The sequence below is a fragment of the Sphingomonas phyllosphaerae FA2 genome, assembly GCF_000427645.1.
GTDB lineage: Bacteria > Pseudomonadota > Alphaproteobacteria > Sphingomonadales > Sphingomonadaceae > Sphingomonas > Sphingomonas phyllosphaerae.
The window spans coordinates 2,939,609-2,962,500 of sequence record NZ_KE386571.1; the positions used below are offsets into that span (position 1 = coordinate 2,939,609).

A 22,892-nucleotide genomic window follows, 5' to 3' on the forward strand; every position below is an offset into this window, starting at 1 on the left:
CTCCGAATCATGCCGAGGCGCACGCGGCTCTCGCGATCTTGTTCGCGCAGAGACGCGGAGGCGCAGAGAGGTTCCGCCCGATCTCGCCGTACCAGCTCATCGCAACCGCCGCTTTGTCTCGCGCTACACCAGCGATTTTCCCGCGCCTTTGCATGACCCTCAAGACGTCGAACCGTCACCACGCGCGCCCACCTTGCCGCGTCGCCGCAACGCGATGACGTAGATCACCGCCGCCACGCCGGCGAACAGGAACCATTGCACCGCGTAGGCGAGGTGGTTGTTCGGGATCGACTCGATTGACGGCGGCGCGTTCGGCGACAGTCCCGCCGCCGGCGTCGACGCGACCAGCATCAGCTCGCGCGCTCCGTGCGGCTGCGTCACTTCGGCGATCAACGGGCGCGCATCCGGTGCGTGCGCGATCCAGCCGCTGACCTTGCCGCCGCCCCACGCCACCTTCCCGACCGGATCGCGCGTCGTCCCGATCTGCACCCGCAGTCCTGGCCCCTCCGCGCCCGTCCGGCACAAGGCGATCACGCGATACCCCGCCGCCCCGGCACCGGCGCGGGTGATCGACACCGGTTCCAGGCAGAAGGCGCTGCTGCGGCGGAAGAGCAACGTCTCATCGGCGATACGCGGGAAGGTAACCGCCGGAAGCGTCGGGTTGGCGGCAAGCTGCGCGAGGAACGCTTCCTTCTGCGGGCGGCGATCGAGCAATTGCCACAGCCCCAACGCGATCATCGCTGCGATCGCGACCCCGACGATGATCGTCGGGAGAACCGGAACGCGCTTCACGGTGCCACCCGCCCCTCACCCGCCGCATGGCGATATTCGGCCGCGAGCAGCCAGCCCTTGGCGACGCGCAACGACCAGACGATCGCCGCGGTGCTGAGCGGCACCCACAACAGGACGTGTAGCCACCACGGTGGCGCGAACGACAGTTCGACGACGATCGCCAGCGCCACGACGATCGCGCCCCACGCCAGCACCAGCAGCGCCGCCGGACCGTCGCCGACGTTGAACCCGGCGATCGACAACCCGCACGCCGGACAACGGTCAGCGAAACGAAGGACGCCCGCAAACAAGGTGCGGGCGCCACATTGGGGGCATAACCCCTTCAAGCCACAGTCGATCGGTCGCGGCCTCGCCCCAACCGCCGACCGCTCGTCGTCGCTCATCCGCCGTGAACCGGTGCGCCCCAGCCGCCCCATACGTAGACGGTGACGAACAGGAACAGCCACACGACGTCGACGAAGTGCCAATACCACGCCGCCGCTTCGAAGCCGAAATGCTGCTTCGGCGTGAAGTCGCCCTTATAGGCGCGGATCAGGCAGACGATCAGGAAGATCGTACCGATGATGACATGGAAGCCGTGGAAGCCGGTCGCCATGAAGAACGCCGCGCCATAGTTGATCCCCTTGAACGGGAACGGCGCGTGCATGTACTCATAGGCCTGGATGCTGCTGAACAGCAGGCCCAGCACGACGGTGATCCACAGCCCCTTGAGCACGCCGTCCCGGTCGCCGACGCCCAGCGCGCCCCAGAGGCCACGCTTCTCGCCGCCACGCTGGTTGTGGATCAGCGCATGGTGCGCCCACGTCACCGTGGTACCCGAGCAGAGCAGGATCAGCGTATTGAGCAGCGGCAGCTCGAAGGCGTTGATGACCTCCAGCCCCTTGGGCGGCCATTGCGCGGCAATCGCGGCCGCGCCTTCCGCGGCGCGCTCGACCTGCCCGTCGACGACCTGCATCGCGGTCGGGAACAGCGAAAAGTCGAAGAACGCCCAGAACCAGCCGACGAAGAACATCACCTCGGAGGCGATGAACAGGATCATCCCGTAGCGGAAATGGAGCTGCACCACCGGCGTATGATCGCCGGCATGCGCCTCACGAATCACCTGATGCCACCAGCCGTACATGCAGAACAGCACCGAGGCGAAGCCGATCAGGAAGACCCAGCCGCCGCCCGTGCCCTGATGCATGTACATGATGCCGCCTGCCGCCATGATGAGCGCGGCGAACGCGCTGAGCAACGGCCACGGGCTGGGAGGCAGGATGTGATATTCGTGGTTCTTGGCACCCGCCATGCGCGGCTCTCCCCAATTCGCTTATTGCGGTGGTCTTAGCTGTTCGTTTTCGCGGAATCCACCGGGTAAAAAGTGTAGCTGAGCGTGATCGTCTGCACGTCGCGCGTGTCGGGATCGCTCAGGATCTTGGGGTCGACGTAGAAGATCACCGGCATCCGTTGCGTCTCGCCGGGCTTCAGCGTCTGCTGCGTGAAGCAGAAGCACTGGATCTTCGTGAAATATTTGCCAGCGATCGCGGGGGTGACGTTATAGGTCGCGGTGCCCGTCACCGCCTGCGCGCCGCGGTTGGTGGCGGTGAAGAACGCCATGTCGCGCGCGCCGATCTCGACCGTTTCCTGCTCCTGCTCGGGCACGAAGCGCCACGGCAGCTTGGGGCTGGTGTTGGCGTCGAAGGCGATCTCGATCTTCCGGTGCACCCCGCCTGGCGCCGCGACGCCGCGCCCGGTGGTGCCGTTCAGCCCGGTCGCCTGACAGAACATCCGGTAGAGCGGCACGCTGGCGAAGGCGAGCCCGGTCATGAAGCAGATCCCCGCCACCGCGAGCAACGCGGTGCGCAGCGTCCGCGGGCGGGCAGGCGCGCTCAATGCGCCATGCCCTGCTTGATGCGCGCGATGGTGATGAAGAACACCAGCACCACGAACGCGCCCAGCAACAGCGCCACGACGATCGCGCGCGCCTTCTGCCGGCGGCGGATCAGATTTTGTTCGTCTTCGGTCATGCCACCCACCGGTCGACGACCAGCGCGCCGAACATCACGAAAAGATACAGGATCGAGTAAGCGAACAGTCGCTTCTCGTAGAACATCGGCGTCGCCGCTCGCTTCGCTCCGGCGGCGACCAGCGCCGCCAGCACCGCGAACGCCGCGGTCATCGCGACCGCCACCACGCCATAGATGCTGCCGGTAAGCCCGAGCGGCCACGGCGCGATCGCCACGGCTGCCATCGGGATCGTATACAAACCGATCTGCCGCCGCGTCGCCGCCTCCCCCGCCACGACGGGGAGCATCGGCACGCCGGCATTGGCGTAATCGGTCTTCACGAACAGCGCGAGCGCCCAGAAGTGCGGCGGCGTCCATAAGAAGACGAGCGCGAACAACAGGAACGGCAGCAGCGCGATCTGCCCGGTCGCCGCCGCCCAGCCGATCAGCGGCGGAAATGCGCCCGCCGCACCGCCGATCACGATGTTCTGTGACGTGCGGCGCTTCAGCCAGACGGTGTAGATGAGGACATAGAACAGGATCGACACGGTCAGGATCGCCGCGGCGGCGAGATTCACTGCCAGCCCCATCAGGATCACCGAAAACGCGCCGAGCCCGACGCCGAAATGCAACGCCGACTGGCGTTCCATCCGCCCCGCCGGCAACGGCCGCTGCGCGGTGCGCTTCATCGCCGCGTCCAGATCGGCCTCATACCATTGGTTCAGCGCCCCCGCCGCCCCCGCGCCAAGCGCGATGCACAGGATCGCAGTGAAACCGAGCACCGGATCGATCAGATGACCGTTCACCGGCGGCGCGGCCAGCATCCCGCACAGCCCGGTGAAGACGACGAGCGTCATCACGCGCGGCTTGGTGAGCGCAAGGAAGTCGCGCCAGTCGGCGGGGGGCAGAAGGGGTGTGGCGGAGGTCATGAAGGCAAGGACTCTAGCCCCGGAGCACGGTCGAGGGAAGCCGCACGTCGCCGGTAGTGATAGCCATAAAGGTCTGTCGCAAAGCCCATCCCCGCATACAGCGCGCGGGCTCCGACATTCGCCTCCTCAACCTGCAAGGCGGCGTAACGCGCGCCCTGCGCCGCCGCCCAGTCGAGCAGCGCCTCGACCACCGCGCGCGCGAACCCTCGCCGGCGAGCGACCGGATCGGTCGCGATCGCCTCCAGCACAGCGATGCGGTCATAGATCGCGACACAGCCGATCGCCGTGGCCATTCCTTTGTCGTCGCAGCGCGCATAAGCGGCGGGGATCGAAAGCCGCGCCGCCACCGCTGCCGGATCTTCGACATGGCCTCCGAATCGCCGCCGGGCCGCGAACCATTTGGCGTCTGGCGTGGTCGCCACGATGACCGGTGTGTCGGGCATGTCGCCCGGTTCGAGCCGCCGAAGCAACGTGCGCGTATGCCCCTCCGGCGCGGAGAAGCCGGCGTCGTCGAGCGCAGCCGAGACGGAGGGGATCAGGTCCGTGACGCGGACGATCGTCGGCTGGCCGTCGTGGTCGTACCGCGCCGCGATTGCCCCCAATGTCCCGGCGTCCAGCGAGGCCCTGGCGTGGACCGCACTCGCGGCGTTGCTCCGGCGACTGCCCCCGCCCGAGCGCGCCACCTGCCAGTCTCCAACGCGTTCCACCACGCGGGGCGGGTAAGCGGCGGCACAGGCGCGTTCGACACGCCACGCGTTCGCGTCGTCGGTCACGTCAACGGCCTCCCGAAAACGGCAGCGGCGGGGAAGCTTTCGCCGCCCCGCCGCCGGCCATTCGCTCACGATCGTCAGTCGATCTTGGGCAGCGTCTCGAACTGGTGGAACGGCGGCGGGCTGGACAGCGTCCATTCCAGCGTCGTCGCCCCCTCGCCCCACGGATTGTCGGGCGCCTTCTTGCCCGCGATCAAGGACCAGATCAGGTTGACGAAGAAGATCGCCATGCCCGCGGCCATGATCATGTAGCCGATCGTCGCGACGTTGTTCCAGTGCGCGAAGCCGTCCGGATAATCCGGGTAACGACGCGGCATACCCTGCAGCCCAAGGAAGTGCATCGGGAAGAACAGCAGGTTCACGCCGACGAAGAACACCCAGAAGTGCAGCTGGCCGAGTAGCTCCGAGTACATCCGCCCCGACATCTTCGGGAACCAGTAATAGAAGCCGGCGAACAGCGAGAACACCGCGCCGAGGCTGAGCACATAGTGGAAGTGCGCGACGACGTAATAGGTGTCCTGCATATAATCGTCGACGCCGCCGTTGGCGAGCACGACGCCCGTGACGCCACCGACCGTGAACATGAAGATGAAGCCGATCGCCCAGACCATCGGGGTCGGGAAGCGCAACGAACCGCCCCACATCGTCGCGATCCACGAGAAGATCTTGATGCCGGTCGGCACCGCGATCACCATCGTCGCCGCGGTGAAGTACATCTTCACGTTCACGCTCATCCCGGTCGTGAACATGTGGTGCGCCCAGACGACGAACCCGACCACGCCGATCGCGACCATGGCATAGGCCATGCCGAGATAGCCGAACACCGGCTTGCGGCTGAACGTCGCGACGATGTGGCTGATGATGCCGAAGCCCGGCAGGATCATGATGTACACTTCGGGGTGGCCGAAGAACCAGAACAGATGCTGGTACAGCACCGGATCGCCGCCGCCGGCAGGATCGTAGAAGGTCGTGCCGAAGTTACGATCGGTCAGCAGCATCGTGATCGCCGCCGCGAGCACCGGCAGCGCGAGCAGCAGCAGGAAGGCGGTGACCAGCACCGACCAGGCGAACAGCGGCATCTTGTGCAGCGTCATGCCCGGCGCGCGCATGTTGAAGATCGTGGTGATGAAGTTGATCGCACCCAGGATCGAGCTGGCGCCCGCGAGGTGGAGCGACAGGATCGCCATGTCGACCGACGGCCCCGGCTCGCCATAGGTGGAGAGCGGCGCGTACACGGTCCAGCCGGTGCCGGCGCCGCCGAAGAACGGCGAGGCGAGCAGCAGCAGGAAGGCGGGCACCAGCAGCCAGAAGCTGATGTTGTTCATGCGCGGGAACGCCATGTCGGGCGCACCGATCATCAGCGGCACGAACCAGTTGCCGAACCCGCCGACCATCGCCGGCATCACCATGAAGAACACCATGATCAGGCCGTGCGCGGTGACGAGCACGTTCCACAGGTGCAGCGCCTGGTCGAACGACTGTTCCTCACCGCCGTGCAGCATCGACGCCCAGTGCGGCAGATACTGGATGCCCGGATGCATCAGCTCGGCGCGCATCAGCCCGGAGATCGCGCCACCGATGATCCCCGCGACGATCGCGAAGATCAGGTAGAGCGTGCCGATGTCCTTGTGGTTGGTGGACATGAACCAGCGCGCGAAGAACGCCGGCTTGTGATCGGCGTCCGCGTGATGGTGGTGATCGTCGTGCGTGACGAAGGCGGACGGGTGGAGCGCGGTGTCGGTCATGATCTTAGCGTCCGGCTTCGCCGACGCCGCCCGGATTGCCGGTGGCGCCCTGCGGGGAGGTGGTGGGAGTGTCGGTCCCGTTCTCGGTCGGGCCGGTGATCGCATTGGCGACCGCCGCCTCGTCCGCCGCGGCGGCGGAATTGTCTGCGCCCGGCTGTGGGATCACGGCGTCGGACGCCTTGCCCGGCGCCGGCATCGAGCCGCCCTTGGCGCGCACCCAGGCGGCGAACTGCGCCGGAGTGACCGCCTCGACCGCGATCGGCATGAACGCGTGGCGCGCGCCGCACAATTCGCTGCACTGGCCGAAATAGAGGCCGGGCTTGTCGATCGTGAAGCTGGTCTCGTTCAGCCGACCCGGGATCGCGTCGAGCTTGATCCAGAACGCCGGCACCGCCCAGCTGTGGATGACGTCATTAGCGGTGGTGATCAGGCGGATCGGCACGCCGACCGGCAACACGACGCGATTGTCGGCCGCCAGCAGGCGCGGGCCGTCGGCGTCGGTGCGCGCGCGCTCGCCCGGGGCGACCTGATTGCCTTCCTTCAGCATGTTGGCGGTGATCTCGATCCCGCCGTGATCCGGATATTGGTAGCTCCAGAACCACTGATTGCCGATCGCCTTCAGCGTCACCGCGCCGGCCGGGGCGGGCTTGAACTGCGCCTGCAACAGCCCGATCGACGGCACCGCGATCGCGACGAGGATCAGCACCGGCACCAGCGTCCATACCACCTCGATAAAGGTGTTGTGGCTGGTGCGCGACGGCACCGGGTTCGCGCTGGCGCGGAACTTCACCATCACCACCACCAGCAGCACCAGCACCAGCAGCGAGATGATCGTGATCAGCGGGAAGAGGATGCGATCGTGAAACCAGTGCGCGCGCAGACCATTCTTGGTGACCTGCGGCTGGATGTGGATCACGCCGTCGAGCGGCTGCCCGACGCCGGGCGCCGACGTGGTGGCGTTGAAGGCCGGTGCGCCGTCCATCGCCAGCGCGGGCGATTGCGGCGCGGCATCGGCCTTTTGCACGGTGCCGCCGGCCTGACCCTGATTCGAATCGGCGGGGCGCAGCCCGCTCGGCGCCGCGGTGGCCGCAGTGGCGGGCGAGGTCGCGGCCGGAGCCGGCGTCTGCGCACCTGCGCTACCCGCGCCTGTCAGGGCGGTCAGCGCGAAGCCCGCTGCCAATACCCAACCCTTGATCCCGGTTCTCAGCATCTTTTTATCGTCACCCCTGTGGTGGTGCGCGCATTCGCGTACCGGGCGTATCGAAGCGCCCCTCCTGCACCTGCCTATAGCATGGCATCCCCTCGCCTCAAGGGGGCGTGCGTCCGCGCTTTTCTCCGCCGAGGCGCGTTGCGCGCGCGCGGGCGGGCTTCTATGGCGCGCGCAGGAGACCAAGCACACGATGACCGACGACGACGTGCTCGCCGAATTCCGCGCTGCCGATGCGCTGCTGGAAGGGCATTTCATCCTTTCCTCGGGGTTGCGCAGCCCGCGCTACCTGCAATGCGCGCGCGTGCTGATGAACCCGCGTCGCGCCGCGCGGCTGGCCGAGGCGCTGGCGACGCGCCTCCCCGCCGAACTGCGCGCACGGATCACCGCGGTCGTCGCCCCGGCGATGGGCGGGGTGATCGCCGGGCAGGAGATGGCGCGCGCGCTCGACGTCGACGCGATGTTCGTCGAACGCCCGACCGGCACCTTCGAGCTGCGCCGCGGCTTTCGGCTGGAGCCCGGGCAGGAAGTGCTGATGATGGAGGACGTCGTCACCACTGGCCTGTCGAGCCGCGAGGCGATCAAGGCGATCGAGGCGGCCGGCGGGCGGGTGATCGCCGGCGCGGCGCTGGTCGATCGCTCGAACGGCACCGCCGACATCGGCGTGCCGTTCTTCCGGCTGATCTGGCTGGAGGTCCCGACCTATCAGCCCGACGATCTACCCCCTGAACTGCAAGCGATCCCGGCGATCAAGCCGGGCAGCCGGGCGGCGGCGTGACGATGGCCGGCCCCTTGCGCCTCGGGGTCAATATCGACCATGTCGCGACGGTGCGGAACGCGCGCGGCGGCGGGTTGCCCGATCCGGTGCGCGCCGCACTGCTCGCGGCACAGGCCGGCGCGGACGGGATCACCGCGCATCTGCGCGAGGATCGCCGCCACATCACCGACGCGGACATCGCACGGCTCTCCGCCGAACTGGCGATCCCGCTCAATCTGGAGATGGCCGCGACCGACGAGATGCTCGCGATCGCGCTGCGCCATCGCCCGCACGCTGCCTGCATCGTCCCCGAGAAGCGCGAGGAGCGCACCACCGAGGGCGGGATCGACGCCGCCGGGCAGCATGACCGGCTTGCGCCGATGGTCCGCGAACTCGGCGCGGCGAACATCCGCGTTTCGCTGTTCATCGAGCCCGACCCGCGCCAAATCGCCGCGGCGGTCGCGCTCGGTGCGCCGGTCGTCGAGCTGCACACCGGCCGCTACGCCGAGCTGGACGGGGAGGCGCGCACCGCCGAGCTGCGCCGGCTCGCCGATGCCGCGGCGCTCGCGGCGAAGAACGGGATCGAGGTTCACGCCGGGCATGGCCTCACCTTCGACAATGTCATGCCCGTGGCGGCGATCCCGCAGGTGCGGGAGCTGAACATCGGCCATTTTCTGATCGGCGAGGCGATCTTCACCGGGCTGGAGGACAGCGTGCGCCGCATGAAGGCGTCGATGGACGAAGCCCGTTGATCGTCGGGCTCGGCTCCGACCTGTGCAATATCGAGCGGATCGCGCACTCGCTCGAGCGCTTCGGCAAACGCTTCGAGGCGCGTGTCTTCACCGATGTAGAGCGGGCAAAGGCCGATCGCCGCCCGTTCACCAAGGCCGGAACGCTCGCCAAGCGCTTCGCCGCGAAGGAAGCCTTCTCCAAGGCGGTCGGCACCGGGTTCAAGGCCGGGGTGTTCATGAAGGACATCGGCGTCGTCAACGCCCCCTCCGGCGCGCCGACGCTGGCGCTGACCGGCGGCGCGAAGGCGCGGCTCGAGGGGATGATCCCCGCCGGGCACAGCGTACGCATCCATCTGACATTGACCGACGACCATCCCTGGGCGCAGGCATTCGTCATCATCGAGGCCATCGCCGACCGACATGCAGGAGCCGAGTGACCGCGTGGCAGAGGATATCGCATTGACCGGCGACCACACGCCCCCGCCCGCCACGGCCGAGACGCCCGCGCCGCGCACCGGCTTTGACTGGTGGGGCGAGATCAAGGGACTGTTCTGGCTGTTGCTGGCGGTGCTCGGCTTCCACAGCTTCATCGCCAAGCCCTTCTATATCCCCAGCGAATCGATGCTGCCCGGATTGCTGGTCGGCGATCGGCTGGTGGTGTCCAAATTCGCTTATGGCTGGTCGTTCGTCTCGCCGACGATCCCCGATCCGGTCGCGATTGTTCGCGGCACCTTGCTCCACCAGCCGGTCGACAGCTGGTCGGTGCAAGTGCCCTTCATCCACGGCCGCATCTGGGGCAGCCTGCCCGAGCGCGGCGACGTGGTGATCGTCACCCCGCCCGGCCAGTCGAGCGATTATATCAAGCGCGTGATCGGCCTGCCGGGCGACACGCTGGCGGTGCGCGGCGGCGTCGTGATCCTCAACGGCAAGCCGGTGGCGCGCGGCCCGCTTCATTATCGCGACTTGCCGGTCGATGCGAACGCGACCTGCGATCCCGCGCAATATCCGGGCGCCCTACGGGAGCGTGCAGACGGCACTGCGGTCTGCCATTTGCCGATCATCACCGAAACGCTGCCCAACGGTCGCCGCTATGACACGGTCGATCTGGAACCCGACAGTGCCGGCGACAATTACGGCCCGGTGACGATTCCGGCCAACCACGTCTTCCTGATGGGCGACAATCGCGACCGCTCCGCCGACAGCCGCTTCGCGCTCGGCGGGTTCGAGCGCGGACTAGGCGGCCCGGTACCTTATGAAAATATCGGTGGCCGCGCCGAATTCATCACCTTCTCGGTCGACGGCAGCGCCGGCTGGAACCCCCTGAGCTGGCCGCGCGCGCTGCGCGGCGGCCGCGCTGGCACCTCGCTCCACCCGACGCGCGTCCCATGAGCGACACGCCCGAGGTGCGGATCGATGCCGGTGGCGAGCGGGTCCGCGTCCGCGCCGGCGCGAGCCCCACCGAAGTGCGCGACGAATCAACCCGCGACGAAATCCGCCGCGCTGCGGTCTGGCTGGGTATGGCCAGCGCGATCGCGCTGGTCGTGTTGCTCGTCCAGCCGTTGCTCATCATCTTCGCCGCGCTCGTCTTCGCGGCATTGCTCGATGGCGGGGTACGGCTGCTCGGGCGGGTGCTGCCGATCGGGCGCAGCTGGCGGTTGCTGATCGTCTGTTTGCTGACGATCGCTTTCCTGCTCGGCACCTTCTATCTCGCCGGCGTCCAGATCACCGCGCAGGCGCAACAGCTCCGCTCGACCGTCGAGGTGCAGGTGCTGCGCGTCAGCGGCTGGCTGAGCGCGCAGGGGCTGATGCCGGGCGCCAGCGACCTGAGCGGCGTCGCGAAACAGGCGATGTCGTCGTTGGGGCGTGTCACGAGCTGGCTGGGCACCGCTGCCGGCGCACTGACCAGCGGGTTCATGATCGTCGTGCTCGGGCTGTTCGTCGCGATCGATCCGCATGGCTATGAGCGCGGGCTGCAATGGATGGTGCCCGAACGCAACCGCGTCGAATTTGCAGTGACGCTGAAGCGCATGGCGCAGACGCTGCGCCGGCTGCTCGCCGGACGCCTGCTCGGCATGGCGTTCGAGGGCGTGCTGACCGCGATCGCCTTGTGGATCGTCGGGGTACCGATGGCGATGATCCTCGGCATCCTCACCGGTCTGCTGGCCTTCATCCCCAATATCGGCGCGTTCATTTCCGGGGCGCTGATGGTCGCGGTAGGCTTTTCGGCGGGTGTCCACACCGGCGTGCTGGCGATCGTCGTCTATATCGTCGTGCAGACCTTCGACGGCTATGTCGTGATCCCGATGGTCGCCAAGCGCACCGTCGATCTGCCCCCGGCGCTGACGCTCGGCGCGCAGATCCTCGCCAGCGCCCTGTTCGGGATCATGGGGCTGGCGCTCGCCGATCCGATGACCGCGATCCTGAAGACCGCGATGGAGCGCCGTTCCGAGAACGCCGAGGACAGCCGGGCGCGGGACTGAGGCCGCACGCGGCACGGCTGGCGCGCCCCGCCCGACGCTGCTACAGCGCGCCACCCGTCTGCAACGGGCGCAGGAACAACCGATTGCGCGTCGACGAGCACTCCTCAACCCCCTCGACCAAGCCCGTCGCCGACGCCGCTCCGTTGGTCGCGTTGAAGCCGGTCCTGACGCTCCGGCGTCGCTGGCCCGCGTTGCTGGCGACGATCCTCACCGTCGCGACGCTGATCGGCGTCGGTCACGAGCTGTTCGATCACGGATTGGCCGGGATCAAGCGGGCGGTGCCGGAATCCTGGGGCTTCTACCTCTTCTTCCTCGCCTCCTATTTCGCGCTGCCGATCTGCGACTTCGTGATCTTCCGCCGGTTGTGGGACGTGCCGCCCGCCGCCTTCCCGGCGCTCAACCGGAAGCGGATCGCGAACGACATCCTGATCGGCTATTCGGGCGATGCCTATTTCTACGCCTGGGCGCGCGCGCGGCTGGATATGGTGACCGCGCCGTTCGGGGCGGTGAAGGACGTCAGCATCGTCTCCGGCATCACCGGGAACGTCACCGCCTTGCTGCTCGGCACGGTCGCGTTGCCACTCGGCTACCAGCTGATCTCGCCCGAGGTGATCGAGGGCATGATCTGGTCGCTGGTGTTCGCCACCGCGATCTCGCTCGGGCTGATCCTGTTTTCCAAGCGCGTCTTCTCGCTGCCGCGTCGCGACCTGTGGTTCATCTTCTGGATCGATCTGCTGCGGATCGGCGCCACCTGCGTCTTCATCGCGCTGGCCTGGGCCTGGGCGATGCCCAGCGTGTCGATCGGCATGTGGCTGTTTCTGGTCGCCGGGCGGCAATTGGTGTCGCGTTTGCCGTTCCTGCCCAACAAAGACCTGCTTTTCGCCAACTTCGCGATCCTGGTCATCGGGCATGATCGTGCGTTGTCGGACCTGATGGCGTTCACCGCAGCGTCAACCCTGGTGATGCACGGGCTGCTGCTACTGCTGTTCGGTGCGGTATATGTGACGGAAAGGATGCGCGCATGGCGCGACGGACGCTGACGATTGCCCTGGCCGGGCTGCTCCCGCTTGTCGCGCCCGCGGCGGGCGCGCAGGTGCTGGGCAGCGATGCCGCGGCCTGCACCGCGCAGCAGGGGCCGGCGATCCTTGCCACCGTCACCGGGCTGAAGGACCGCACCGGCACGCTGAAGCTGGAACTCTACCCGCCCAACGAGAAGGACTTTCTGGCCGGCGACGACGATCTGGCGCGTGAGGGCAAGTTCTTCCGCCGCGTGACGATCGCGCCGCCCGCTACCGGCGACGCCGCGATTTGCATCCGCGTGCCGCGCCCGGGCCGCTATGCCTTGTTCCTGGGCCATGACCGCGACGGCAAGCGCAAGTTCAACTTCTGGAGCGACGGCGCCGGCTTCCCCAGCAACCACAAGATCGGGCGCGCGCGCCCCAAATTGGCCGATGCGCTGATCGACGTCGGCCCCGGCATCACCCGCACCACGATCCGCGCGCAATATCTGCGCGGGTTGGGCGGCTTCGGCTTCATGCGCTGATTGGGAGACGGGACCATGCGGATCGTCGACGTCAACGAATTCTACTCGCCAACCGGCGGCGGGGTACGTTCGTACCTCGATCGCAAGATGGCGCTGATGTCCGAGATGGGGCACCAGCAGATCGTGATCGCCCCCGGGCGCGAGGATCGCGTCGAGGAACGGCCCGGCGGCGCGCGCATTCATTATGTGAAATCGCCAGGCATTCCGTTCGACTCGAATTACGGGTTGTTCTGGGAGGCGGCGCCGATCCACGAACTACTCGACCATTACCGCCCCGATGTGGTCGAGAATTGTGCGCCGTGGCGCTCGGCGGCGATCGTCGCCGACTGGCAGGGCGATGCGGTGCGCTCGTGGTTCATGCACAACGACAATCTGGAAACCTACCCCAAGCGGTGGTTCTCGCGCGTCGCCTCCGAATCGACGATCGAGCGCGCGTTCAGCTGGTACGATCGCTACATGAACCGCTGGCTCGACCGGTTCGACACCGTCGTCACCAACGGCCCGGTGCTGACCGAGCGGCTGCGCGCGCGCGGCGTGCGGATCGACGCCACCATGCCGCTGGGGATCGAGCGCGAGCATTTTTCGCCGGCGCTGCGCAGCGCGTCGCTACGCGCCGCAATGCTCGAGCAATGCGGGCTTCCCGAGGATGCGTTCCTGCTGATCGGGGTCGGGCGGCATCATCCCGAAAAGCGCTGGCCGATGGTGATCGACGCGGTGCGGCGCGCAGGGGCGAAGCTGCCGGTCGGGCTGGTCTTGCTGGGACTGGGGCCGGACACGCGGACGCTGGAGCGCCATATCGCCGAAAGCCCGCATGTGCGGATGTTCCAGCCGATCTACCATCGCGGGCAGCTTGCCTCGATCATGGCGAGCGCCGACGCCTTCATCCACGGATGCGATACTGAGACGTTCGGGCTGGTCGCGTCGGAGGCGCTCGCCTCAGGCCTGCCGTTGATCGTTCCGGATCGCGGCGGCGCATCGGCGGTGGCGAAGCCCGAGTTCGGCGAATGGTATCGCAGCGGCAACGCCTATGACTGCGCGCGCGCGATCGTCGCGCTCGCTTCTCGCGACCAGCCGCTGCTCCGCCGCGCCGCCGCGATCGCCGCGCCGAAGGTGTGGAGCGACCGCGAGCATACGCAGGCGCTGATCGCGCACTATCAGTCGTTGATTGAGGCGCGCGGGCTGGTCAGCAAATCGGCATAGGCTGCGGGCCGACGTCCGCGGGAGGTGAAGGCCGCGAAGGTCCGGTCGATGCTGCGCAACAACGCCGGGCGGGTCACGTCGCCCGGATGAACCGCCACGCGGACCGTCGGGACGGGCCGTAGCGCGTGCCGCAGCACCGACGCAGCGGCGAGCGAGCTGAGCGCGCGAGCGTGGCTACGGCTCGCCCAGGTGACGACCGGCCCGCGCGCGACGACGGCCCCGCCCGGCACCCACACGCGGGCGTGATCCTCGGCCAACGCAAAGCCGGCGTCCGATAATGCCGCGCGCGCACCCTCAGAATAAAGCCACGCCGGCGCGATGAACCCCGCCGCCGGGCGCCCGATCGTCTGTTCCAGCAATGTCTTGCCGCGCCGCATCCGCGCCAGCGCCTCGGCATGGTCGAGCCCCAGAAACTCGCCCTCGCCGGCCGTCATCCGCCGCGCCTTCACCGCCGCCACGCCGCGGTGCGCGCTGTCGTCGCGGTGGAACCACCCGTGCACGAACATCTCGATCCCGGCGTCGGCCCAGTGCCGCAGCCGTGCGCCGAACGCAGGGGTCAGCGGCGCGCTGCCCCAGTGATCCGCGACGACCAGCATCGCCAGACGCTGTCCGACATACGGCGTCAGACGGTCGAGCAGCAGATCGACCTCGCGCTCGAACCGCGGCGAGACATCGTGAATGGAGGCGAGCAGACGCTTCATCGCGTCAGCACTTGCGCACCCGGCCGGGCCGGCGCAAGTCTCAGTCGTCGGCCAGTGCCTTGGCGAGCAGGTCGCGGATCGCCACCAGCGACGGCGTCGCGACGACGGGCGCCGGATCGGGCATCGCGACAGGCTCGCGCGCCAGCAATTGCTGGACGCCCTTGATCGTATAGCCCTCGCGATTGAGCAGCCGGTCGATCCGCGCGACCAGCGCCACATCCTCCGGCCGATAATAGCGGCGGTTGCCCGCGCGCGTCACCGGCCGGAGCTGCGGGAAGCGACTTTCCCAATAACGCAGGATATGCGGGGCGAGGCCGGTCGCCTGAGCGACCTCGCCGATAGTGCGAAACGCGGCGGCGGATTTGGCGTCCGACGCCAAGGCGCTCAGCCCGCGACGATGCGGTCGCGCATCATCTGACTGGCGCGGAACGTCAGCACGCGGCGCGGCGCGATCGGCACCTCGACGCCGGTCTTGGGGTTGCGGCCGATCCGCTCGCCCTTGTCGCGCAGCACGAACGTGCCGAACCCCGAAATCTTGACGTTCTCACCATTCTGGAGCGCGCCGCACATGCGGTCGAGAATCTGCTCCACGAGGCGCGACGAGTCCGCACGGGACAGTCCCACCTGCTTGTGCAGCGATTCGGCCAGATCAGCGCGCGTCAACGTACCAGCTTCAGTCATCGGCTCTACCTCTACCCCCCGGAAAGGTTATACAATTCGGGCGGCTTATAACGCCGCATGCGACTTGTCGATGCAGCCGGCGATTGCGGGTCACATGCGAATAATTGCCGCGCCCCACGTAAAACCGCCGCCCATTGCCTCCAGCACGACGAGGTGTCCGGGAAGGATGCGGCCATCGCGCACCGCTTGATCGAGCGCGAGCGGAACCGAGGCAGCAGAGGTGTTCGCATGCTGGTCGACGGTGACCACAACCTTTTCAGAAGGAAGGGAAAGTTTGCGCGCCGTTGCGTCGAGAATCCGCGCATTCGCCTGATGCGGAACCACCCAGTCGACCGCATCGGTGGGCAGCCCGGTGGCCTGCAATGCCTCTTCCATCACCGCCGCCAGATTGACCACCGCGTGGCGGAACACCTCGCGACCCTTCATCCGGAGCTTGCCGACTGTCCCGGTCGTGGACGGTCCGCCGTCGACATAAAGCAACCCATTATGGCGACCATCGGCATGCAGCCGCGTGGCGAGGATGCCGCGCGCGCCGGCATCGGCGACGTCGTCGACCGAATCACGCGCTTCCAGCACGATCGCCCCAGCGCCGTCGCCGAACAGCACGCAGGTGGTGCGATCCTCCCAGTCGAGGATACGGCTGAACGTCTCGGCCCCGATCACCAGCGCACGCCGGTGCGCCCCGGCGCGGATCATGCTGTCGGCGACCTGCACCGCATAAAGGAAGCCCGAGCACACCGCCGCGACGTCGAAGGCGACGCAGTCGTCGATCCCCAGCATCGCCTGCACCTTGGTGGCGGTTGCGGGAAAGGTGTTGTCGGGGGTGGCAGTCGCGAGCACGATCAAGTCGATGTCGCCCGCCGTCAGCCCCGCCGCGGCGATCGCGGCGGTTGCCGCGTCGCGCGCCAGCGTCGCGGTCGTCTCGTCCTCGCCCGCGATATGGCGGAAGCGGATGCCGGTGCGCTCGACGATCCATTCATCGGACGTATCGACCTGCTCGGCCAGCTCGGCATTGGAGACGCGGCGGGCGGGCAGCGCGCTGCCCGTGCCCGTCAGCACGGCACGGATCATGCCGCCGCCTTCGCTTCGAAGTGGCGCAGGTCTTCGATGATCCGGCGCGTCAGGTCGGCGCGCACCATCTTCGCCGCGTTGCCGATCGCGGTCGCCACCCCGCGCTCGTTCGCGCTGCCGTGGCTCTTCACCACCAGCCCGTTGAGCCCGAGGAAGACCGCACCATTGTGATTGTTGGGATCGAGGTGATCGCGCAGCAGCTCGGTCGCCGGACGCGAGATCAGGAAGCCGACCTTCGATCGAACCGAGCTGCGGAACGCGCGCTTGAGCAGATCGGCGACAAAGCGCGCGGTACCCTCGGCGGTCTTGAGCGCGATATTGCCCGAGAAACCGTCGCAGACGATCACGTCATGCTCGCCGCGCGACAACCGGTCGCCCTCGACGAAGCCGGTGAACTTCATCGGCAGGTGCGGAGCGGCGCGCAGCATCTGCGCAGCGTCGCGGATCTCGCCGGTGCCCTTCTGGTCCTCGCTGCCGATGTTGAGCAGCGCGACCCGCGGCGCGTCCAGCTCCAACGTGGTGCGCGCATAGGCCGCCCCCATCACCGCGAACTGCACGAGGTTGCGCGCATCGCATTCGGTATTCGCACCGAGGTCGAGCATCACGCAGTCATTGTCGCCGAGCGTCGGCAGCAGCGCCGCCAGCGCCGGGCGGTCGATGCCGCGCATCGTCCGCAACGACAGCTTCGCCATCGCCATCAACGCGCCGGTGTTGCCGGCAGACACCGCCGCGGCGGCGCGCCCCTGCTTCACGCAGTCGATCGCGACGCCCATCGACGTCGTCTTGGCGCGACGGATCGCCTGGCTCGGCTTCTCGTCGCCCGCAATCACGTCGGGAGCGTGCACGATTTCGGAATGCTGGGCGAGATTGGGATGCTGGGACAGCCCCTCGCGAATCGCCGCTTCGTCGCCGACCAACAGATAGTTGACGTCGTCGTAGCGGCGGCACGCACGCGCCACCCCGGCCAGCATCACCGCCAGCCCCTCGTCACCGCCCATCGCATCGACGGCGATCCGGGACCTGTCGGATATCACTGAACCTCGCTCCCGAAGCTGTGCCTGCACCCGGTCAGGCTCAGGCGTCGACCGCGATGACCTCGCGACCATTGTAGTGACCGCACGCGGTGCACAGGTTGTGCGGGCGCTTCAGCTCGCCGCAGTTCGGGCATTCCTGGAACGCCTCGACCGACAGAGCGTCGTGCGCGCGGCGCATGCCACGGCGGGAGGGAGAAGTCTTTCGCTTGGGGACGGCCATCGTGGCACCTTGATCTGTCTAGTATTTCATAAGAGCGACGAGCCGGTGCACGGCGCCGCGCGGACGGTGCGAGCACCGACCGCGGCAGACAGCCGGGCATCGGCTCGCATCGCGAAGCCCCGCGCCTATAGCGAATTCCCCGGCGGTTGCAAGTAAAGCCCGTCACATGACCTCCATCCCGCCAACGCCCGGAGCGGGCGGTCGTGTCCCTCTCAGGCGGAAAGCGCGCTGTCGCTGACGAACATGTTGTGTGCGCGCTCGTGCGCGAAGGTGCTCGGCTTGCCGTGACCGGGGATGAACGTCGTCGCGTCGCCGAGCGGCCACAGCTTGGTCACGATCGATTCGATCAATTGCTTGTGATTGCCTTGCGGCAGGTCGGTGCGCCCGACCGAGCCCTGGAACAGCACGTCGCCTACCTGCGCGAATCGCGACGGCGCGTGGTGGAAAATCACATGCCCCGCGGTGTGCCCCGGCGTGTGATAGACGTCCAGCGTCAGGTCGCCGACCGTCACCGTGTCGCCATCCACCAGCCAGCGATCCGGCTCGAACACCACGCCGCGGATCCCCCAGTTGCGCCCGTCCTCGTCCAGCCGTGCCAGCCAGAACCGGTCGTCCTCGTGCGGCCCCTCGATCGGCACGCCCAATTGCTCGGCCAGCGGCTTCGCCTCCCCGGCATGGTCGATATGGCCGTGGGTCAGCAGGATTTTCTCGACCGTCACTCCCGCCTGCTCGACCGCCGACAGGATGCGCGGCAGGTCGCCGCCGGGATCGACCACCGCCGCCTTCATCGTCGCGGTGCACCAGATCAGCGTGCAATTCTGCTCGATCGCGGTGACGGGAACGATCGCGGCGCGCAGCGGGGTGTCGGTCATCGGGAAACTCCTGCCGGGATGCGGGATCGCCGGTGCCGCGGGGCTTAACTTCGACCTTGGTCGGACGCAACGCGGCTTGCAGGCGTAACGACCTGCGGGCATCAAGGGAGGCGATGCGTCTCGCCGCTCCCTTCGTGCTGCTCCATGATGCCCGGTCGGGGCTTGACCGCGCGAGGCTGTATCAGGCGCCGCAGCGCGTGCTCACCGCCTGGACGCCAGCCGAGGTGCACGATCTGCTTGCGGCGGTCCGTGCGTGGCCGGGCGCCGCGGCGGGTTTCCTGTCTTATGGCGCAGGTGCGGCGTTCGAGCCGGCGGTGGGTAGCGAGCCCGCCTCCACGACCCCGCTGGCGTGGTTCGGGCTGTTCGACGGGCATCAGGAGATCGCGGATGTCGCCGCGCTGCTTCCCGATCCGGCCGGCGCATGGACCGGCGTGCCGGAGCCCGAGCCATCGCGCGTCGATTATCGCGCGATGTTCGACGCGGCGCAGGCGCTGATCCGCGCGGGCGATCTGTACCAACTCAACCTCACGTTCCGCGCACGCGTGCCGTTCATCGGCGATCCGCTCGCGCTCTACGCGGGGTTGCGGCAGGCGGCGGGCGCGGGATGGAGCGCGCTGGTTGCGACCGGCACGCAGACGATCCTGTCGCTGTCGCCCGAGCTATTCTTCACCCGTGACGGCGATGCGCTGGTCAGCCGCCCGATGAAGGGCACCGCGCGCCGCCACCCCGATCCCGCGATCGACCTCGCGGTCGCCCGCTCGCTCGCCGCCGATGCCAAGCAGCGCGCGGAAAATCTGATGATCGTCGACCTGATGCGCAACGACCTGTCGCGCGTCGCGGTGGCGGGCAGCGTGGCGGTGCCCGATCTGTTCGCGGTCGAACGCTACCCGACCGTGCATCAACTGACCTCGAAGGTCACCGCGGCGCTCGCCCCCGGGCACGATTCGGTCGACGTCCTCTCCGCGCTCTTCCCGTGCGGCTCGATCACTGGCGCGCCGAAGGTCCGGGCGATGCAGGCGATCGCGGCGGTCGAGCGTGGCACCCCGCGCGGGGCCTACACCGGCGCGATCGGCCGCATCGATGCGGACGGCAGCGCGGCATTCAACGTCGCGATCCGCACGCTGACGATCGACGACGGCGCGGATCATGCCGTGATCGGCATCGGTGGCGGGATCGTCGCCGATTCGCGCGTCGAGGACGAATGGGACGAGGCGATGGCGAAGGCGGCGTTCCTCGCCGGCGCGCGCCGCCGCGTCGACCTGCTGGAGACGATGGCCTTCGACCCCGACGAAGGCGTGCTGCGTATCGAGCGTCATCTCGAACGATTGCGCACCAGCGCGGCGGCGCTGGGGTTCACCTTCGACCGTCACGACGCCCGCAACGAGTTGCAGGCCGCGACCTTCCGGCTGCGCGCCGCCGCGCGCGTCCGGTTGATGGTGTCGCAGACCGGCGCGATCGCGATTGAGGTCGCTGCCGCCCCGCCCGCCCCCGATCGACCGCTGCGAGTCGCGCTCGCCCCCCTACCGGTCGGCGAGCGCGACTGGCGGCTGCGTCACAAGACCAGCGACCGGCGCTTCTACGACGCCGCGCGCGCCGCAAGCGGGGCGGACGAGGTGCTGTTCTTCACGCCCGACGGGCGGCTGACGGAGGGCAGCTTCACCAACCTGTTCGTGCCGCGCGGCGATACATTGGTCACGCCGCCCGCCGGTCCGCTGTTGCCGGGCGTCCTGCGCGGCGAGTTGCTCGACACCGCGCAGGCGGTCGAGGGCGATCTGACCGTTGACGACCTGCGTGACGGGCTGTTCGTCGGGAATGCGTTGCGCGGACTAATGCGAGCGACGCTCGCGGTTGCACAATGAGGCCGGCCGTCGCATAGGCGCAGCGCTTCCTAGTCAAAGGCGCCCATCATGCACACCTCCGCCGCGCTCGACCGCATCAATCCCTCCCCGACGCTGGCGATCACCAGCCGCGTGCTGGAGCTGAAGCGGGCCGGCGTCGACGTGATCGGATTGGGCGCGGGCGAACCCGATTTCGATACGCCCGACTTCGTGAAAGAGGCCGCGATCGAGGCGATTCGCGCCGGCAAGACGAAATACACCAATGTCGACGGCACTGCGGAGCTGAAGGACGCGATCGTCGCGAAGTTCAAGCGCGACAATGGCCTGGATTATACCCCGGCGCAGATCACCGTGAACGTCGGCGGCAAGCACACGCTGTTCAACGCGCTGGTCGCGACGCTCGATGCGGGCGACGAGGTGATCGTTCCCGCGCCTTACTGGGTCAGCTACCCGGACGTGGTGCAGTTCGCGGGCGCGACCCCGGTGATCGTCGCGGCGGGCGCGGACGTCGGCTACAAGCTGACCCCGGCGATGCTCGAGGCGGCGATCACGCCGAAGACCAAGTGGCTGATCCTCAACTCGCCGTCGAACCCGACCGGCGCGGCCTACACGGTCGACGAGCTGAAGGCGCTGGGCGCGGTTCTGGAGCGGCATCCGCACGTCTGGATCTTCGCCGACGATATGTACGAGCATATCGTCTATGACGACTTTCGCTTCGCCACGATCGCCGAGGTCTGCCCGTCGCTGTACGAGCGGACGCTGACCGTCAACGGCTGTTCCAAGGCCTATGCGATGACCGGATGGCGGATCGGCTTCGCGGCCGGCGCGACGTGGCTCATCAAGGCGATGGCCAAGCTCCAGTCGCAATCGACCAGCAACCCGTGCTCGATCGCGCAGGCCGCGGCAACCGCCGCGCTGACCGGCGACCAGTCGTTCCTGAAGGAGCGTGCGCAGGCGTTCCAGATCCGTCGCGATCTGGTTGTGAATATGCTCAACGCCGCCGAGGGCATAACCTGCCCGAAGCCCGAGGGCGCCTTCTACGTCTATCCCAGCGTCGCGGGCGTGATCGGCAAGTCGACCCCGGCGGGCAAGCGCATCGAGACCGACAGCGATTTCGTCGGCTATCTGCTCGACGACGCCAAGGTCGCGGCGGTGCAGGGCGTGGCGTTCGGCGTCTCGCCGGCGATGCGGATCAGTTACGCGACCTCCGAAGCGCTGCTGACCGAGGCGTGCCAGCGCATCCAGACGGCGTGCGCCGCGCTGAAATAAGCCCACTTTTCCGAAACGATCGCTTTCGCACTCTGCGATGGAGGGGCAGCGTCGCTGTCCCTATATCGACGCCAGATGAACGGCCGGCCAAGCCGCCGTTCAGGCGTCGGGCGTAATGTTGCGGTGGTCGTCACCCACCCCGTGTAGCGCGACGATGATCGAGCGACATGCCGCACATGCGGCCAAGGAAAAGAGAGCAACTGATGATCCGCTTCATCAAGTCCAGCTTCGCATGGCAGTTCGCGGGTGGCTTCCTGATCGGCGCCGCCGGGATGCTGGCGATCCACGCCACCCAGCCCGAGATGCCCGGCAACGCCTATGCGGCGACGGCGACCCACACCACGCGCTGAGCCGCTGCGAGCCTCTCTGGCGGAGCGACCCGCGCCGACCCATATCAGGCGGATGACGCGCTTTCTCGCCTTTGCTGCGGCCTTGCCGCTCCTGCTCGCCGGCTGCGGCACCGCCCAGGCCGAACGCGCCGTCCCGATTCCCGCCGCCGCGCGCGATGTGCCCGCAACCGCCGGCATGCAGACCGCCGTTCTGGCGGGTGGCTGCTTCTGGGGCATGGAGGCCGTGTTCCAGCAGGTGAAGGGCGTCCGCGACGTGATCGCGGGCTATGCCGGCGGCACCCCGCAAACCGCCAATTACGGCGCGGTCAGCAGCGAAACGACGCGCCATGCCGAGGCGATCCGCATCACCTACGATCCGCGCGTCGTCAGCTATGGGACGTTGCTGCGTGTCTATTTCTCGATCGCGCACGATCCGACGCAGCTGAACCGGCAGGGTCCGGACAGCGGCACCAGCTACCGCTCGGCGATCTTCCCGCAGACGCCGGAACAGCGCGCGGTCGCCGCCGCCTATATCGCACAGCTCGGTCAGGCCCATGCCTTCGCGCAGCCGATCGTCACGCGGCTGGAGGCGGGGCGCTTCTACCCGGCCGAATCCTATCATCAGGATTTCTTCCGCCGGAACCCGACGCACCCCTACATCGTCCGCTGGGACAAGCCGAAGGTCGCCGGCTTCCGCACCGCCTTCCCGCAACTGGCGATGCGGTAGCTTCGTCG

Annotated in this window: 28 protein-coding genes; 12 read left to right on the top strand and 16 right to left on the bottom strand. The window is 68.0% G+C overall.

Translation table 11 applies throughout. From position 1 onward, the window contains the following. Window positions 1-159: 159 nt before the first annotated feature. The 9 genes from SPHPH_RS0114245 to coxB all read right to left on the bottom strand — a co-directional run bounded on the left by SPHPH_RS0114245 (window position 160) and on the right by coxB (window position 7,434). Window positions 160-792 carry an SURF1 family protein gene (locus SPHPH_RS0114245; RefSeq protein WP_028967295.1) on the bottom strand — a complete coding sequence of 211 codons (633 nt, stop codon included), beginning with the start codon at window positions 790-792 and terminating at the stop codon, window positions 160-162. After that, on the bottom strand, window positions 789-1,208 hold the full coding sequence (locus SPHPH_RS0114250; RefSeq protein ID WP_420329293.1) for a DUF983 domain-containing protein: 420 nt from the start codon (window positions 1,206-1,208) through the stop codon (window positions 789-791). The genes SPHPH_RS0114245 and SPHPH_RS0114250 overlap by 4 nt, the downstream gene beginning before the upstream one ends. Continuing rightward, entirely contained in the window at window positions 1,172-2,083 is a 912-nt protein-coding gene (locus SPHPH_RS0114255; RefSeq protein WP_028967297.1) for a cytochrome c oxidase subunit 3, read from the bottom strand. Before SPHPH_RS0114255 ends, SPHPH_RS0114250 begins: the two co-directional genes overlap by 37 nt. A 35-nt stretch (window positions 2,084-2,118) precedes the next feature. Beyond that, a complete protein-coding gene (locus SPHPH_RS0114260) occupies window positions 2,119-2,667 on the bottom strand; it encodes a cytochrome c oxidase assembly protein (protein ID WP_028967298.1) in 549 nt (182 codons plus the stop codon). After that, window positions 2,664-2,801, bottom strand: coding sequence for a hypothetical protein (locus tag SPHPH_RS21440; protein WP_184036396.1), 138 nt, complete (start codon window positions 2,799-2,801; stop codon window positions 2,664-2,666). The genes SPHPH_RS0114260 and SPHPH_RS21440 overlap by 4 nt, the downstream gene beginning before the upstream one ends. After that, complete coding sequence (locus SPHPH_RS0114270) at window positions 2,798-3,709, bottom strand: heme o synthase (RefSeq protein WP_028967299.1); 912 nt, start codon at window positions 3,707-3,709, stop codon at window positions 2,798-2,800. Before SPHPH_RS0114270 ends, SPHPH_RS21440 begins: the two co-directional genes overlap by 4 nt. After that, window positions 3,706-4,482 (bottom strand): GNAT family N-acetyltransferase, encoded by a 777-nt coding sequence (locus SPHPH_RS0114275; protein WP_028967300.1) that lies wholly within the window; start codon window positions 4,480-4,482, stop codon window positions 3,706-3,708. The genes SPHPH_RS0114270 and SPHPH_RS0114275 overlap by 4 nt, the downstream gene beginning before the upstream one ends. Window positions 4,483-4,556: 74 nt before the next feature. Next, window positions 4,557-6,224: a cytochrome c oxidase subunit I gene (gene ctaD / locus SPHPH_RS0114280; RefSeq protein WP_028967301.1), complete on the bottom strand. Its 1,668-nt coding sequence runs from the start codon at window positions 6,222-6,224 to the stop codon at window positions 4,557-4,559. Window positions 6,225-6,228: 4 nt separating this feature from the next. Beyond that, the gene (coxB, locus tag SPHPH_RS0114285; RefSeq protein ID WP_037488634.1) at window positions 6,229-7,434 is read right to left on the bottom strand and encodes a cytochrome c oxidase subunit II; all 1,206 of its coding nucleotides are present in this window, start codon (window positions 7,432-7,434) and stop codon (window positions 6,229-6,231) included. A 190-nt stretch (window positions 7,435-7,624) separates the two neighbouring features. Between coxB and pyrE the strand changes: the two genes are divergently transcribed. From pyrE to SPHPH_RS0114325, 8 genes are all read left to right on the top strand, one after another. Next, window positions 7,625-8,209: an orotate phosphoribosyltransferase gene (pyrE, locus tag SPHPH_RS0114290; protein ID WP_028967303.1), complete on the top strand. Its 585-nt coding sequence runs from the start codon at window positions 7,625-7,627 to the stop codon at window positions 8,207-8,209. Window positions 8,210-8,211: 2 nt separating this feature from the next. Next, window positions 8,212-8,940, top strand: a complete 729-nt coding sequence (locus SPHPH_RS0114295; protein ID WP_028967304.1) for a pyridoxine 5'-phosphate synthase — start codon at window positions 8,212-8,214, stop codon at window positions 8,938-8,940. Further along, window positions 8,937-9,356 carry a holo-ACP synthase gene (gene acpS / locus SPHPH_RS0114300; RefSeq protein WP_028967305.1) on the top strand — a complete coding sequence of 140 codons (420 nt, stop codon included), beginning with the start codon at window positions 8,937-8,939 and terminating at the stop codon, window positions 9,354-9,356. Before SPHPH_RS0114295 ends, acpS begins: the two co-directional genes overlap by 4 nt. 4 nt (window positions 9,357-9,360) lie before the next feature. Continuing rightward, a complete protein-coding gene (lepB, locus tag SPHPH_RS0114305; RefSeq protein WP_028967306.1) occupies window positions 9,361-10,308 on the top strand; it encodes a signal peptidase I in 948 nt (315 codons plus the stop codon). Beyond that, on the top strand, window positions 10,305-11,399 hold the full coding sequence (locus tag SPHPH_RS0114310) for an AI-2E family transporter (RefSeq protein WP_051273034.1): 1,095 nt from the start codon (window positions 10,305-10,307) through the stop codon (window positions 11,397-11,399). Before lepB ends, SPHPH_RS0114310 begins: the two co-directional genes overlap by 4 nt. A gap of 83 nt (window positions 11,400-11,482) precedes the next feature. Further along, window positions 11,483-12,439 (top strand): hypothetical protein, encoded by a 957-nt coding sequence (locus tag SPHPH_RS0114315; protein WP_028967308.1) that lies wholly within the window; start codon window positions 11,483-11,485, stop codon window positions 12,437-12,439. Continuing rightward, on the top strand, window positions 12,421-12,942 hold the full coding sequence (locus SPHPH_RS0114320; protein WP_028967309.1) for a DUF2141 domain-containing protein: 522 nt from the start codon (window positions 12,421-12,423) through the stop codon (window positions 12,940-12,942). The genes SPHPH_RS0114315 and SPHPH_RS0114320 overlap by 19 nt, the downstream gene beginning before the upstream one ends. A 15-nt stretch (window positions 12,943-12,957) precedes the next feature. After that, window positions 12,958-14,142 carry a glycosyltransferase gene (locus SPHPH_RS0114325; protein ID WP_028967310.1) on the top strand — a complete coding sequence of 395 codons (1,185 nt, stop codon included), beginning with the start codon at window positions 12,958-12,960 and terminating at the stop codon, window positions 14,140-14,142. On the opposite strand, the gene SPHPH_RS0114330 is transcribed toward SPHPH_RS0114325, so the two are convergent. The 7 genes from SPHPH_RS0114330 to SPHPH_RS0114360 all read right to left on the bottom strand — a co-directional run bounded on the left by SPHPH_RS0114330 (window position 14,097) and on the right by SPHPH_RS0114360 (window position 18,721). Continuing rightward, a complete protein-coding gene (locus SPHPH_RS0114330; RefSeq protein WP_028967311.1) occupies window positions 14,097-14,843 on the bottom strand; it encodes a polysaccharide deacetylase family protein in 747 nt (248 codons plus the stop codon). The two genes, SPHPH_RS0114325 and SPHPH_RS0114330, sit on opposite strands and share 46 nt — an antisense overlap. 40 nt (window positions 14,844-14,883) lie before the next feature. After that, on the bottom strand, window positions 14,884-15,222 hold the full coding sequence (locus SPHPH_RS0114335; protein ID WP_156026037.1) for a MerR family transcriptional regulator: 339 nt from the start codon (window positions 15,220-15,222) through the stop codon (window positions 14,884-14,886). 5 nt (window positions 15,223-15,227) lie between these two features. After that, the gene (locus SPHPH_RS0114340; RefSeq protein WP_028967313.1) at window positions 15,228-15,524 is read right to left on the bottom strand and encodes an integration host factor subunit alpha; all 297 of its coding nucleotides are present in this window, start codon (window positions 15,522-15,524) and stop codon (window positions 15,228-15,230) included. A gap of 90 nt (window positions 15,525-15,614) precedes the next feature. Beyond that, on the bottom strand, window positions 15,615-16,595 hold the full coding sequence (locus SPHPH_RS0114345) for a beta-ketoacyl-ACP synthase III (protein WP_028967314.1): 981 nt from the start codon (window positions 16,593-16,595) through the stop codon (window positions 15,615-15,617). After that, window positions 16,592-17,626, bottom strand: a complete 1,035-nt coding sequence (plsX, locus tag SPHPH_RS0114350) for a phosphate acyltransferase PlsX (protein ID WP_028967315.1) — start codon at window positions 17,624-17,626, stop codon at window positions 16,592-16,594. Before plsX ends, SPHPH_RS0114345 begins: the two co-directional genes overlap by 4 nt. Window positions 17,627-17,669: 43 nt before the next feature. Then, complete coding sequence (gene rpmF / locus SPHPH_RS0114355; protein WP_028967316.1) at window positions 17,670-17,849, bottom strand: 50S ribosomal protein L32; 180 nt, start codon at window positions 17,847-17,849, stop codon at window positions 17,670-17,672. A 212-nt stretch (window positions 17,850-18,061) separates the two neighbouring features. Continuing rightward, window positions 18,062-18,721 (bottom strand): MBL fold metallo-hydrolase, encoded by a 660-nt coding sequence (locus SPHPH_RS0114360; RefSeq protein ID WP_028967317.1) that lies wholly within the window; start codon window positions 18,719-18,721, stop codon window positions 18,062-18,064. 113 nt (window positions 18,722-18,834) lie between these two features. On the opposite strand from SPHPH_RS0114360, the gene pabB reads away from it, so the two are divergent. The 4 genes from pabB to msrA all read left to right on the top strand — a co-directional run bounded on the left by pabB (window position 18,835) and on the right by msrA (window position 22,884). Then, window positions 18,835-20,580, top strand: a complete 1,746-nt coding sequence (gene pabB / locus SPHPH_RS0114365; RefSeq protein WP_028967318.1) for an aminodeoxychorismate synthase component I — start codon at window positions 18,835-18,837, stop codon at window positions 20,578-20,580. 48 nt (window positions 20,581-20,628) lie between these two features. Next, window positions 20,629-21,828: a pyridoxal phosphate-dependent aminotransferase gene (locus SPHPH_RS0114370; protein WP_028967319.1), complete on the top strand. Its 1,200-nt coding sequence runs from the start codon at window positions 20,629-20,631 to the stop codon at window positions 21,826-21,828. A 203-nt stretch (window positions 21,829-22,031) separates the two neighbouring features. Then, the gene (locus SPHPH_RS21235; RefSeq protein WP_156026039.1) at window positions 22,032-22,178 is read left to right on the top strand and encodes a hypothetical protein; all 147 of its coding nucleotides are present in this window, start codon (window positions 22,032-22,034) and stop codon (window positions 22,176-22,178) included. A gap of 52 nt (window positions 22,179-22,230) precedes the next feature. Continuing rightward, complete coding sequence (gene msrA, locus SPHPH_RS0114380) at window positions 22,231-22,884, top strand: peptide-methionine (S)-S-oxide reductase MsrA (protein WP_028967320.1); 654 nt, start codon at window positions 22,231-22,233, stop codon at window positions 22,882-22,884. Window positions 22,885-22,892: the final 8 nt, after the last annotated feature.